General features: G+C 64.4%; 12 protein-coding genes, 1 tRNA gene and 1 other RNA gene. 9 read left to right on the top strand and 5 right to left on the bottom strand.

Features of this window, described 5'->3' with window-relative positions:
• The first annotated feature begins 15 nt into the window (after positions 1-15).
• The 9 genes from DAES_RS01530 to DAES_RS01565 all read left to right on the top strand — a co-directional run bounded on the left by DAES_RS01530 (position 16) and on the right by DAES_RS01565 (position 8432).
• Positions 16-1257: a glycosyltransferase gene (locus DAES_RS01530; protein WP_049776432.1), complete on the top strand. Its 1242-nt coding sequence runs from the start codon at positions 16-18 to the stop codon at positions 1255-1257.
• A gap of 231 nt (positions 1258-1488) precedes the next feature.
• Positions 1489-1564, top strand: a tRNA-Ile gene (locus tag DAES_RS01535).
• A gap of 175 nt (positions 1565-1739) precedes the next feature.
• Entirely contained in the window at positions 1740-2759 is a 1020-nt protein-coding gene (locus DAES_RS01540) for a Nif3-like dinuclear metal center hexameric protein (RefSeq protein ID WP_013513275.1), read from the top strand.
• Positions 2760-2810: 51 nt separating this feature from the next.
• Positions 2811-3548 carry a zinc ribbon domain-containing protein gene (locus DAES_RS01545; RefSeq protein ID WP_013513276.1) on the top strand — a complete coding sequence of 246 codons (738 nt, stop codon included), beginning with the start codon at positions 2811-2813 and terminating at the stop codon, positions 3546-3548.
• 14 nt (positions 3549-3562) lie between these two features.
• An RNA gene (gene rnpB, locus DAES_RS17120) (RNase P RNA component class A) lies at positions 3563-3924 on the top strand.
• A gap of 57 nt (positions 3925-3981) precedes the next feature.
• Positions 3982-5238, top strand: coding sequence for a 2-C-methyl-D-erythritol 4-phosphate cytidylyltransferase (gene ispD, locus DAES_RS01550; RefSeq protein WP_013513277.1), 1257 nt, complete (start codon positions 3982-3984; stop codon positions 5236-5238).
• Between the two features lie 6 nt (positions 5239-5244).
• Entirely contained in the window at positions 5245-6126 is an 882-nt protein-coding gene (locus DAES_RS01555; protein WP_013513278.1) for a hypothetical protein, read from the top strand.
• 43 nt (positions 6127-6169) lie between these two features.
• The gene (cysS, locus tag DAES_RS01560; protein ID WP_013513279.1) at positions 6170-7627 is read left to right on the top strand and encodes a cysteine--tRNA ligase; all 1458 of its coding nucleotides are present in this window, start codon (positions 6170-6172) and stop codon (positions 7625-7627) included.
• A 361-nt stretch (positions 7628-7988) separates the two neighbouring features.
• A complete protein-coding gene (locus tag DAES_RS01565) occupies positions 7989-8432 on the top strand; it encodes a hypothetical protein (RefSeq protein ID WP_041271305.1) in 444 nt (147 codons plus the stop codon).
• 33 nt (positions 8433-8465) lie between these two features.
• Here DAES_RS01565 and DAES_RS01570 read toward each other — a convergent pair whose 3' ends face one another.
• The 5 genes from DAES_RS01570 to DAES_RS01590 form a co-directional block, all read right to left on the bottom strand.
• A complete protein-coding gene (locus tag DAES_RS01570; protein ID WP_013513280.1) occupies positions 8466-9200 on the bottom strand; it encodes a hypothetical protein in 735 nt (244 codons plus the stop codon).
• 46 nt (positions 9201-9246) lie between these two features.
• Positions 9247-10056 (bottom strand): hypothetical protein, encoded by an 810-nt coding sequence (locus DAES_RS01575; protein WP_157864778.1) that lies wholly within the window; start codon positions 10054-10056, stop codon positions 9247-9249.
• A 170-nt stretch (positions 10057-10226) separates the two neighbouring features.
• Positions 10227-11066, bottom strand: a complete 840-nt coding sequence (locus DAES_RS01580; protein WP_013513282.1) for a hypothetical protein — start codon at positions 11064-11066, stop codon at positions 10227-10229.
• Positions 11063-11293: a Bbp19 family protein gene (locus tag DAES_RS01585; protein ID WP_013513283.1), complete on the bottom strand. Its 231-nt coding sequence runs from the start codon at positions 11291-11293 to the stop codon at positions 11063-11065. The genes DAES_RS01580 and DAES_RS01585 overlap by 4 nt, the downstream gene beginning before the upstream one ends.
• Positions 11283-13094 (bottom strand): portal protein, encoded by a 1812-nt coding sequence (locus DAES_RS01590; RefSeq protein ID WP_013513284.1) that lies wholly within the window; start codon positions 13092-13094, stop codon positions 11283-11285. The genes DAES_RS01585 and DAES_RS01590 overlap by 11 nt, the downstream gene beginning before the upstream one ends.

Here is a 13094-nt window from a genome sequence, read left to right on the forward strand (position 1 = left end):
GGGAAGACCCTGGGCATGGTGCTCAAGGGCTATCCCCGCATCTCCGAGACCTTCATCTCCAACGAGATCCGGCTGCTTGAAGCCATGGGTTTTCGCATCCACATCTATTCCATGCGCGCCCCGCGTGAGCATTTCAGCCACGAGTCCATCAAGGAGATCAAGGCCAGGGTCACCTACCTGCCGGAATCGCTCCTCTTTGGCCTGCCCGCCCTGCTCTGGCACAACCTGCGCCTTTTTGCGCGCATGCCCCGGCGCTACCTCGACTGCCTCAAGCTGATGGGTTCGCGCTTCCGCCTCGCGCCCAAGAAGCACACCTGGATCAAGCACATGCTCCAGGCCGGCTACCTCGTGCAGCAATCAATCCTGGACCACGGGGTGGACCTCGGCCATCTGCACGGCCATTTCGCCCACACGCCCACCACCGTGACCATGTACGCCGCCTTGCTGGCCGGGGTTCCCTTCAGCTTCACGGCCCATGCCAAGGACATCTACACCCAGGACCCGCGCCGCTTTGCCGACAAGGTGGAGCGGGCCGAGTTCGTGGTCACCTGCACCCGCCACAACGAGGCCTACCTGGCCGCCGCCTGCGGCACGGTCAAGCCCATTCACTGCGTGTACCACGGCATCAATCTCGACCTCTTCTCCCTGAACGGGCGGCCCGCCTTGGCCACCCCTCCCTATCACGTCCTGACCGTGGCCCGGTTCGTGCCCAAGAAGGGCATCGACACCATCCTGCGCGCCCTGGCCCGGCTGCGCGACCAGGGCGTGCCCCTGCGCTACACCCTGGTGGGCGATGGCAAGGCCAGGGACAAACGCGCAATCCGCGATCTCATCCGCGAACTCGGCCTCGAAGCCATGGTCTCCATGCCCGGCACCGTGACCCACGACGAGGTCATCAAGCTGCTGCACGAGGCCGACTGCTTCACGCTGGGCTGCCGCGAGGCCAAGGACGGAGACCGCGACGGCATCCCCAACGTGGTGGCAGAGGCCATGGCCACCGGCGTGCCCGTGGCCGCCACCCATGTCTCGGGCCTGCCCGAGCTGGTCACCCACGGCCAGACCGGCCTGCTTTGCCAGCCCGACGATCCCGACGCCCTGGCTGACATCATCCACCGCCTGCTCACCGACCAGCCCACCCGCGACCACGTCATCCCCGCCGCCCGCGACACCGTGCGCCGGGTCTTTGACAACAAAAAGCTCATCCGCGACCTCGGAAATATCTACATCTCCCACAACGTCCCCTGTCCTGGCCGATAGGGGGAGGAGGGGGCATGCCTCCGGCGGCCAGGGGGGAAACCTCTTGGCAGAGGCTTCCCCCCTGGCTCTCCCTTCCAGAACTTTTTATGCCTCCGCCGCAAGGCGAGACTTTGGGAGCAAAAAAACAGAGAGCGGCGGGGAGGGCGTGGATTTCGCGTGTCGGCAGGCGATCCTCGCTGTGGCTTGACACCGTGTCATGTGTCCGGCTATAGTGCTCTGCTCGTAGACTACGGGCCAGTAGCTCAGTTGGCAGAGCCACCGGCTCATAACCGGTCGGTCCCAGGTTCGAATCCTGGCTGGCCCACCATCTTTTCCTGGCCGGGAGAACGTATTGCGATCATTGACCACGGCGCTCCGGGTACACGCACATATCCTGAAATCTCCCGCACAGGCCTTTGGCCGGGTTACAGAAGAGGAAATTCATGCTCCCGAGGGGGATACCCTACGGGAGCATCTTGTTTTCGCTTCCGAGGCGTAAGCTTATGAAACTCATGGACATTATTTCGATATTTCAGGATCTGGCCCCGGAGGGCAACCAGAGTTCGTGGGACAATTCCGGGGTGCAGGTGGCCGGTACCCTTGAGCAGACGGGCAAGGTGGCCGTGTGCTTGGAGCCCACGCCGACCATGATCGGGGCGTGCCTCGACTGGGGCGCGGGGGCGGTGGTCACCCATCATCCCTTATATATGAAACCCGTGTCGCTGGGCGCTCCGGGCCGGGTGCTCGATGTGGTCCGCAGGGTGATGGCGGGCGGCGCGTGGCTCTATGCGGCTCATACCTCGCTCGACACCAGGCCGGGCGGTCCGGCCTTCTGGCTGGGGCGCGAGCTGGGGCTTTGCGCGCCGAGGCTGCTTGATGCCGACAGGCGGGTCTGTCCGGTGGAGGCGTCCTTTTATCTCGACGAGCCCATTGCCAGGGCCACGGCGGATATCTGGGCCAATCGCAAGTCCATCCATTCCGTGTCCCAGAGCCGTAGCGGCGAGGTCCGGGTGGTCTGCGACGAGAACGACTGGCCCGCCGTGGCCGACGGGATCGTCTTTGCGCTGGGCCGCAGGCCGGTTTTCTATTTGCGCCAGCTCTGCTCGCCGTGCAGCGAGATCGGATTCGGCGAGGTGGGCCAGCTGCCGGAGTCCATGGATTTCGAGATTTTTGCGGGCGTGCTGGACAGCCTGCTCCCGGCCCATGCGCGGGGCTACTGGACCGTGTCCGGCCCGCAGCCGGAGCGGGTTGCCACCGTGGCCTATTGCGGCGGTTCTGGCGCGTCGCTTGTGGGCAGCGCGGCCAGGGCCGGGGCGGACGTGTTCGTCACTGGCGACATGAAGTATCATTCCGCCGTGGAGGCCGCCGTGGAGGCGGAGATATGTGTGGTGGATGTCGGGCATTTTGCGCTCGAAGAGGAAATGATGCGACGGTTCGCCCTGGAGTTGGGCGAGCGGCTGCATGGCGTCGAGGTCCGGTTCTTTGCTGGCGCGGACCCGTTCCGGGTGCGCGTCAGGCAGTAACGACGGAACCACGCATGCGCGTGATTTCAAATAGATAGCGAGGTCGAACAGATGTACGAGAAACAGATCGAACAGTTGATCATCCTGCAGCAGGTGGACGACGAGATCCTTGTCCTTGAGGATGATATCAAGAAGGCCCCCCTGGAGCTTTCCGGCCTTGAGGTCCAGATGACCGAATTTGCCGAGAGGCGCCTCCAGATCGATGAGCGCATTGATCTGCTCAAGAGCCAGCAGAAGAAACTGGCCGTGGAGATTGAGGACGACGCGAGCAGGATCAAGAAGAGCAAGAACAAGCTCATGCTCGTGAGCAACACCAGGGAGCATCAGGCCATGATGCGCGAGATGGACAGCCTTGAGAAGCTCAACCGCATGCGCGAGGAAGAGCAGGTTGCCGTCACCGAGGAACTGGCCCGCCAGAACGAGGCGACCGAGTCCCTGACCGAGGAGATGAGCGGCGTCAAGGGACAGTACGACACCCTCAAGACCACCCTGGATCAGCGCCTGGACGAGGCCCACAAGCGCCTTGAGGCCCTGGTGCGCAAGCGCAAGAAGGCGTGCAAGGTCGTGCCTCCGCCCATCCTTGGCCGCTACGAGTTCATCCGCGAGCGCATGGAGAATCCGGTCATCGTGCCGGTCACCGAGGGCGTGTGCCACGGGTGTCACATCATGATTCCCCCGCAGATCTTCAATGACCTGCAAAAGGGCCAGCAGATCCTGAGCTGCCCCAACTGCCAGCGGCTCATCCACTGGCAGCAGGGCGAGGTCGTCTACGGCGAGATAACGGATTAGCATATATCAAGTTTGGAGCCGGACAGGCTGTCGCTGCGATCATTGATCGGAGAGGAAAGTCCGGGCTCCGCAGGGCAGAACGCTGGGTAACTCCCAGGGGGAGCGATCCCCGTCAAGTGCAACAGAAAGCAGACCGCCTCCGGGGAAACCCGGCGGTAAGGGTGAAACGGTGGGGTAAGAGCCCACCGGCTGTCGTGGTGACACGGCAGGCCAGGTGAACTCCGTTCGGAGCAAGACCAAATAGGGTAGCGTTATGAGGCCGGCCCGGCCCAGGCTACCGGGTAGGTTGCTTGAGGCGGCTGGTAACAGCCGTCCTAGATGAATGACAGCCGCCCCTTCGGGGGCACAGAACCCGGCTTACAGGCCGACTCCAAACTTGATATGACCGCAGCGGGAGGGGCGACCCTCCCGCGTGCGGCAACGCGGGATGCACATGGACCGACCGCTGAAAAACATCTGGGGCATCATCCTGGCCGCCGGTTCGGGCTCGCGCCTGGGCCAGGCCGCCGGGGGCGTGCGCAAGCAGTATCTCGAATACAGGGGCGCACCGCTCTTCTGGCACTCGGCCCGGACATTCTCGCGCGTGGCCGGGTTGCGCGGGCTGGTCTTCGTGTTTCCGCCAGACGACGCGCAGGCCATGGAAAAGCGTGTCGACCAGTATTTCAGGAGCGAGGATCTTGGCCTGGCCCGGACCGTGTGCGCCGGGGGCGAGCGGCGGCAGGACTCGGTGGCCTGCGGCCTGCGCGCCCTGCCTTCGGGCTGCGACGCGGTCCTGGTCCACGACTCGGCCCGGCCCTTTGTCTCGGCCCGGACCATCGCCCTGCTCATCGACGCCCTGAACCAGGGCGAGCGCGCCGTGATCCCGGCCATCGAGGTGGCTGACACCATTAAACGTGTGGCTGGGCGCGTGGCCGGTAACGAGATTGGGTGCGGGCTGGAGAGCGTGGTCGTGGACACCCCGAACCGCAGCGGGCTGCGCGCGGTCCAGACTCCCCAGGCATTCGAGACCGGCCTGCTCCGCGAGGCCCACGCCCTGGCCGGGGAGCATGGCTGGGAAGTGACCGACGACGCCAGCATGGTCGAGCAGATGGCCGCCCACGCGCCCGAGGCGCAGATACGGGTCGGCATCATTCCCGGCGAGCCCGGCAACATCAAGATCACCACGCCCGACGACCTGAAGCGGCTGGGCGAGACCCGGACCACCATCCCCTGCGTGGGCTGGGGCTATGATGTCCACCGCTTCGGCGACGAGGGCGACAGGCCGCTGGTGCTCGGCGGGGTGCCCATCCCCGGCGGCCCCACCGTGGTCGCCCACTCGGACGGCGACGTGCTGCTGCACGCCCTGGCCGACGGTGTGCTCGGCACCTTTGGCGGGGGCGACATCGGCACCCATTTCCCGGACACGGACGCGCGCTATGCCGGGGCCGACAGCGGCGTGCTCCTGCGCGAGGTGGTGGCCATGGCCGAAGAGGCCGGGGCGCGCATCGTCCACGCCGACCTGACGATCATCACCCAGATCCCCCGGATCGCGCCCCACGCGGGCCGCATCGCCACCAACGTGGCCCGGTTGCTCGGCCTTGCGCCCGGTCAGGTCAACGTCAAGGCCACCACCGAGGAGAAGCTCGGATTCACCGGACAGAAAAAGGGCATCAAGGCCGTGGCCACGGTCACTGCCCTGAGGGAGGTCTAGCCGCTCGTGTCCAACATCTCGAAATTCTTCATTTCCCTGGCCGTGTTCATCGTCCTGTGCGTGAGCGGGCTGTACTGGTTCGTCAACCACGAGGTGGAGCGCGCTCTCAATCAGGCCGTGGAAGATGTGCCCGGCCTGTCCCTGACCTATGCGGACCTTTCCGTGGGGCTCTCGGATCACAGCGTGCTGCTTGAAAAGGTCGAGGCCACCCTGCCTGGCGGTCAGCAGGTGGCTGCCGACAGTCTGCGCATCACCGCCTTTGACCAGAGAAATCCGGTGCCCCATTTTGCGACTGTCCAGGCGCGCGGGGTGTCGGTGCAGGCCATCCAGGCCAATGTGGGCGACTGGGCCGGGCCGCTGGTCACCCTCGGCGTCAGCGAGATCAGGGGCGACCTCGATCTGGACTACCGCTATGAACCGCAAACTCAGACCCTGACCGTCAACACCCTGGTTTTGTCCGTCCCGGACCTGGGAGACGTCCGCCTCAAGGCGGCCATCGACCGGCTTGACCTGACGCAGTTGCGTGTGGAAAAACTGCTGGGGCTGCGCATGGTCTACGCGGACCTGGTCTACGCGGACCGCGCCCTTGTCGGCCTGCTGCTGGGCAACACGGCCCGGCTCCTGAACGTCTCCGAGGCCGAGGCCCGGACGCGTGTCCGCGCCGAGATCACGGCCATGGCCGACTACGCCGCGCGCGACAGCAACCCCGTGGCTGCCGCTGCCCTGGCCGGGCTGGCCGATTTCGTGGCCGATCCGGGACAGGTGGCCATCGCCTCACGGCCCGGCGAGCCGGTGCCTGTGCTCTACTTTTTCATGGGCCGCGATTTTTACGAGAATTTGCATCTGCTCAATGTCACCGTGATCACGGACGCCGAGCACGAAATTTAATCAATAGCATGAAAAATCAGACGATTAAGATCGGAGTATTTGAATGAGACTCTATAATACCCTGGCCCGGAAAAAGCAGGAGTTCGTCCCTGAGAACGGCAACGCGGTCAACATGTACGTGTGCGGAATCACTGCCTACGACCTCTGTCATATCGGTCACGCCCGCTCCAGCGTGGTCTTCGACGTGCTCTACCGCTACCTGCGCCACAAGGGGTATGATGTCACCTTCATCCGCAATTTTACCGACATAGACGACAAGATCATCAACCGGGCCAATGAGGTGGGCAAGGAGGCCGCGGCCATCGCCGAGCAGTTCATCGGCGAGTTCTATGTGGACATGGACCGGCTCGGCGTGCTCCGGGCCGATGTGGAGCCCAAGTGCACCGAGCACATCCCGGAGATGATCGCCCTGACCGCCCGGCTCATCGGGCAGGACCATGCCTATGCCACGCCGTCGGGCGATGTCTATTTCCGGGTCCGCTCCTTTGCGGGCTACGGCAAGCTCTCGGGCCGCAACATCGACGAGCTGGAGTCGGGCGCGCGCATCGATCCGGGCGAGGAGAAGCAGGACCCGCTTGATTTCGCCCTGTGGAAGGCGGCCAAGCCCGGCGAGCCGTCCTGGGAGTCGCCCTGGGGGCCGGGCCGCCCCGGCTGGCATCTGGAATGCTCGGCCATGAGCGAGAAATACGCCCCCCTGCCGCTGGACATCCACGGCGGCGGCCAGGACCTCTCCTTTCCCCACCACGAGAACGAGATCGCCCAGTCCGAGGCGGCCACGGGCAAGCCCTTTGCCAATTTCTGGGTCCACAACGGGTTTGTCCAGATCAATTCAGAAAAGATGTCGAAGTCGCTGGGCAATTTCTTTACCATCCGCGACATCCTGGACAAGTTCCTGCCCGAGACCCTGCGCTATTTTCTGCTGACCATGCACTATCGCAGCCCGCTTGATTTCTCCTTTGACGCCCTTGAGGAGGCGGAGAAGGGCATCCGGCGCATCTATGCCGCCCTGGCCCAGGCGGATGCCGAGCTGGCCAAGACCAGCTGGAAGAAGTCGCCCTTTCCCGAAGAGATGACCGCGGAGCTGGACGCCATCGAGCGCCACTGGGCCGAGGCCATGGAAGACGACATGAACACCGCCGGTGCGCTCGGCCATGTCTTTTCGGCCATCCGGCTGGCCGGGCGCGTGACCGAGGACAAGACCCTGCGCAAGGCCGAGGGGGGCCGCGATTTTCTGCTGCGGATCAAGGCCGACATGGCCGCCTGGAGCGAGGTGCTGGGCATCTTTGGCCGCGATCCCGCCGGGTTCCTGGCCGAGCTGCGCGACAACCGCGCCGCCCGCGCGGGCATTGACCCGACACGGGTCCAGGCCCTGCTCGACGCCCGCCAGCAGGCCCGCCAGGACAAGGATTTCGCCAAATCCGACGCCATCCGCGACGAGCTGGCCGCCATGCACGTGGAGGTCAAGGACACCCCCCAGGGAGCGACCTGGGACGTGGCCTAGTCGGCTGTTGAAAAAAGGCGATCTGCGTCGTTGCTTCAAAAAGTTCAAACCCTCGCGTACAGGAAGTACGCTTCGGCCTTGAACTTTTATCGCGCCTAGCAGCTCACCATTTTTGAACAGCCTGTTGGTTCTGACTTTATTTAACAGTCAGCTAGGCATTTCAAGTTCAATCCGTTAGTCAGCCACTTTCTGCACGGTCTGGCCCCATTGGCGCCGCGCGGCAACCACTCCAGAATTCTGCGGATTCGCATACGCAAGACCGGGACGCATCCTCTGCGACCCGGTCTTATTTTTCCGGGGAACAGCGTATACTCACTATCTTGTTTAATTGTATGCTTTACTATCGGGAAAGGGGGCTCTTGTGGGTGATATTCTCAATGGAATTGCAACGCTCGTCGTTGGTTTTTTCGCTCTGTATCTTGGCTACACTCAGAATAGGATCAGTAAGGACAAGCTCAAGCAGGATCTTTTTGAGAAACGTTTTGTCGTTTTCAAGGCCGCTCAGGAGCTGCTGTCTCAAGCCTGGAGGCAGGGGGACTTGCAAGAGTCCGATGTTTTTCTATTTCGAGCGGAAAGGACTCAAGGAATCTTTCTTTTTGACAAAGACATCACAGACTATCTGGATGAAATTGGCAACAAAGCTTTGACGGTTTGTCAATGTAATACGGAACTATGTGCTCTATCGAGCGGCGAAAAACGTGAAGTTCTGTTGGGTAAAAAAATGGCTGAACTGAAGTGGCTGTTCGATCAGCATCCTGTTCTGGCCGACCGCTTTTCGCGTTACCTGAAGATTTCTGAGAAATAGGTAAGGGAGAAAGCAGGGGGATGAGGATTTTGTTCATGGTGTGCGCTCACCGCCCGGCGTGGCGGGGTGTTCCGTATGCGTTTCACGTCGTTCCTCACTCAAGAATCGCACATAGGCCCAGCCCAGCACGACGAAGGTGAGAGCGATGATGGCGGACGAGGCGGTCATGATGATTCCGAAGAGTCCGTGTGTGGCTAAATCCGTTGTCGGGATGCCGTAGTGCGCGCCGATGTACAGGGTGAGGAGCAGTTGGAGCGGGGTGCCCCATTTTCGCACCCTGTCCATGCTCATGGTGCAGAGAAAGGCGAGGAAGGCGAGGGTGGCGAATTTGATGGAAATCGCGTTGTAGGCGGCCTCTGCCCAGGCAAATGCGGGAAAGGACATGGCAAAGAGCGCCAGCAGCCACATGGCGAGGCTCAGGCGAAGCAGGCCGCTGTCTGGGAACGGCTGTGAAGGCCTGCGGAACAGGGCGAAGAGTATGGCCGCAACCAGCGCGATCAGCCCCGCCAACGCCAGGACATACAACGCACCCTGCAGGATCATGCCCAGGGAGTGCGCCAGCATGTACGCGATGGAGGTATACAGAACCGCCAGCACGAGTTTTGCCCGCCCTGTCTCAAAGAATGAAGCCGCGTAGATGACGACGCTGGCCATGAAACCAAACGTCAGGAGCATTGACTGGGGACCGTCGATTCGGGTCGTCAACAGCGGGCTGGTCGCGATCAGGAAGTGAACGACAAGCAGCAGAGGGATGAGAATTTTGTTCATAGTGTGTGCGGGGGGGGGAGGGCAAGCCTCCCCCTTTGTTCGTTGGTTATGGAAGCCATGGGGATATGGTCTGTTTGATAGCCTTGTTAACATCCTTGGCTGTGGCATTGCTGTCGCCAGCCAATTTGATCCATTCGGCATACCAGGGCGTGGCTTGAAGCATGGTTCTTCCCATGGTTTCTGTCTTGTGTTTGATCACATCAACGGCCCACTCTCTTCCTGGATGCCCTTTGGGCTTAAGCAAAGAGGGAGTCAAAACTTCGCGTATTGGCGAGAGCTGTGTGCTGCGTTCCTTGTCGGAGCCCGACCCCTGCCCCTTTTCCCATTGTTTCAGGGTTTCAGCGTCCTGGGTCGAATTGCGCGGGGCGGTGGCCGGAGCGGGGGCCGTGGCCTCGAATGCCTTCAGGCCCTGGGAGCCCTGGGCGAGGAGGGAGCCGAGGGAGCGCGCCGGGGCCGCGGTGCTGCTCCGGGTTTCGCCCGTGGGGCCGATGCCGGATGCGGCGTTGTCGTCCTGTACCGGGACCGTGGTCATGGCGCCTTCAGGCATCTTGGGTTGGTTCGGGTTTTTGCCCATGAGGGAGGTTCCGTGGTTGAGGGTGGCTTCGAATCCATGGTCCCGGGGGTCCCAGTCGCGCGGCCTGTCTGTCACCCACCAGTCCTCTGCCGGGTCGCTGGTGCGGCGCTTTGCCGCCAGGTCGCCCTCTTTGCGCACCGGCTCGAACATGCCGTCAGGCTGTCCAAAAACGCCCGATTGCTGCGTTGCTTCAAAAAGGCCAAACCCTTGCGTACCTGGAGTACGCTTCGGCCTTGCCCTTTTTTCGCGCCTTGCACTCGAACGTTTTTGTACAACCTGCACGAAGGTGAATCTTCAGAAAGCGAACGAATCCATTGGCGATTTCGCTGTCCTTTGGAGTTGTCGTAGCGCAGTCGGGTGTATTTGTCAGCATTGAATGCGTCGGACATATAGATTTCCTTCTTTGGTCCGGGGGGTGTGGCTCCCCCCGGACCGTTTGTGGGGCGGCGCGGCTAGAGCTGGCCGCCGGGGATGTAGTTGCCGGGGTAGAGGGTTTCAAATCCCTTGCGGATCTTGGCCACGTAGGAGTCGTCCCGCTTGGCCGGGTCGTGGTAGCGCGGGTCCTGCATCATCTCGCGCAGTTTTTCGCGGGTCAGCTCCTCGCCCCAGCCAGCGGGAGCGCCGCGCAGGCCGCTTTCGAGCACCAGGGGGGCGATCTTGGCAAAGGCGCTGATGACCGCGGCCCGGTCGCCCGCGCCGGTGCGGGTCAGGGCGTCGAGCAGGTCGTCGCCGCCGATGGCCTCTGCGGCGCGCAGGGCGTTGTCGAGCAGGCGCGGGGTCTCGCCCCGGTGCACGGCGCGCAGGGTGTCCAGCTCGCTGTCGCGCAGCCGGGCGGCCTCGTGGTTCATGGCGTGGTGGGCGTCCATGACCAGGGGCAGGAACCACTGGTAGAGTCCGGCCACCTGGCCGGGGGTGAGGCCCAGCTCGTGGGCCTTGGCCTTGAGGCCCAGGGTCAGGTCCTCGCGGATCTCGAACCCTTCGGGCAGCTCCAGCTCGGGCAGGGCGTAGCCGTCCGGGCTTTCGGGTCGGCCCAGGGCGGCGTGGAAGGCGTTCAGCTGGTCAACCGGGGCGTCCTGGCCGGGCATGCGGATATAGCCCTCAGGCGTCTTGCCCAGCAGTTTCTGGGCGTGGACCAGGGCCTTGACCGCCTCGTCCTTGCTCTCGTAGCGGGCCAGGGCCGGGTGGTCGCGCAGGGGAATCTCCTGCTCGGCGCCGTCCGGGCCGGTCACGCGCACGGTCCATTCCTCGGGCAGGGTCGCCCGCCAGTCGTTGGTGTTCTTGGTCGTGGTCATTGGGTGATCTCCTTGTGGTTGATGAAGTTGGTTTCGTCGAGCATGTGCTTGACATGCAGCACCAGGGACCGGCGTCCTTCGTTCAACGCAGTCCGTCCGGGGTCGGTGGAGAAGGTGGAGCGCAGGAACGAGCCGCGTTGCTCCAGGTCCTCCATGACCGTCTGGCCGTCGGTAGACTCGAAGAGCCGCCGGTAGGCGCGATGCAGTTCCAGCGGGCTAGGCGACATGGCTGCCCTCCTGATCCGCCGGGGCCGGGTTTGCGGGCGCGGGTTGGCCGGGAGTCATGACCTGGGCAAGGCCCGATGCCATGCTCTCCGCCATGCCCGATCCCGTGTTGGCCGACGCGGCCCCGGCGCGGGACGCGGCCCGGCCTGCCAGCGCGGCCCACAGGTCGGTCAGCACGCTGGGCCGGTCGGTGTGCGCCTCGGCCAGGGTCCGGGCGATCTCAGCAGCCTGGGCCGCGGCCTGGACCGCTGTCTGCGTTGCCTGCGCCCCGCTCGTGGCGCGGCCCTTGGCGGCGCGGGTTTCGGCTACGTCCTTTTCGGGCCTGAGGTAGTCCGAGGGGGTGCCGAACAGCTCGGCCACGTGCCGGGCGGCCCGGTCGGTGTCGAAGTTGTCCATGATCCCGAAGGGGTCGGACGCGCCCACCAGCGGGGCCAGGTATTCCATGGTCCTGGACAGCCCCCTGGCCTCGAACTCCTTCTGGGCGCGGGCCACGGGCGAGGTGTAGCGCACCTCGATATCGTCCGGGCCGAACCCCTGGGGGAACGGGGGCAGCGCGCCCGCCCGCAGCATGATGCGGAACACGCGGCGGATGAGCGGGCTTAAGAACTCGGCCTGGAGCCTGCCCAGCACCGGGCCGAGGACGCGCATCTTCTCGCTCTGCCTGATGAGCGCCTCGGTGGCCGTGACTGCCGGGCCTTCGGGGGTCAGCTGGTCGCCCAGGAAGATGCGGCGGATGGACTCGCGCCGCTGCTGCATCATGGTCTCGGTGGCCGCCAGGTCCACGTTCACGGGCAAGGGCTCGATGCGGTCCGGGCTGCCCGCCCGGTAGTAGGACAGTCCCCCCGGCCCGGAGTGGACCGGCCCGAGAAACCCGTCGTCCGGGACCATGAGCGGCGGGTCGGACATCTTTTCGGCGGCCATGAGCGCGGTGCGGGCCATGGCGTTGAGCACGCGGGTGTCCGACAGGGCGGTCTGGCCCGGCCCGCGCCCGTAGGTTTCGCCCGCTGCCTTGGCCCAGCGGGGCACGAGGTAGGGCATCTCCAGGTAGCCGGACTCCTCCAGCACATGCTCGGCTCCGGTCTCCACATAGACGCTGGCAAAGGGGAAGTGGGCCGCGCCTACGCCATAGGGGTCGCGGTCCGTGCGCGGGAACACGGCGTGCAGGATCTCCACCGTGTCGTCGGGCCGCTCCTCGGCCTTGCGCCGGGTCTCGCCCGAGCAGGCCGCGCCCCATTCGCGGGCCGTCTGCCGGGCCGAGAGGGTGTAGCGGCGGTAGACCGAGTCCACCGCGCCGCGCGCCGACTCGGCGGCATAGACCTCGCCCAGGGGCCGGGTGCAGAAGCGGACCACGGTGTCCGGGTCCGCCTCCACGTACATGACTGCGGTGCCGAGCAGGGCCACATCCAGGTACAGCTCGTGGACATTGGTCTGGAAGCCGGTGTCCTCGGTGTTGAAGAGCGCGATCATGCGCTCGCGGGCCTGTTGCAGGAAGGTGCGCACCCCGGCCCCGTCGCCCTGGTCCGGGTCGCGGGCGCGGATGTCGAACCAGGGCATGGCCGGGTTGGTCAGCAGCCCGCCCAGGGACGAGGCGAGCAGCTCCAGGGCGTGGCTGGGCGTGGAGTCGAAGATGCGCTCGTCGCCGCTGCGGCCCCGCGTGGAGCCGGGGTCGATTCCAGTGAAGCTGTTCTTGCGCGGCAGCATGTAGTCGGACAGCTCGCGCCAGGCGGCAAGCCAGGGCTGGCGGGCCTCCTCAAGGCCCTTGAACCGGGTTTGCAGGGAGCGGGCGAGTTCCTTGGCGTCCAT

The organism is Pseudodesulfovibrio aespoeensis Aspo-2, from assembly GCF_000176915.2.
In the GTDB taxonomy this organism is placed as follows: Bacteria; Desulfobacterota; Desulfovibrionia; order Desulfovibrionales; family Desulfovibrionaceae; genus Pseudodesulfovibrio; species Pseudodesulfovibrio aespoeensis.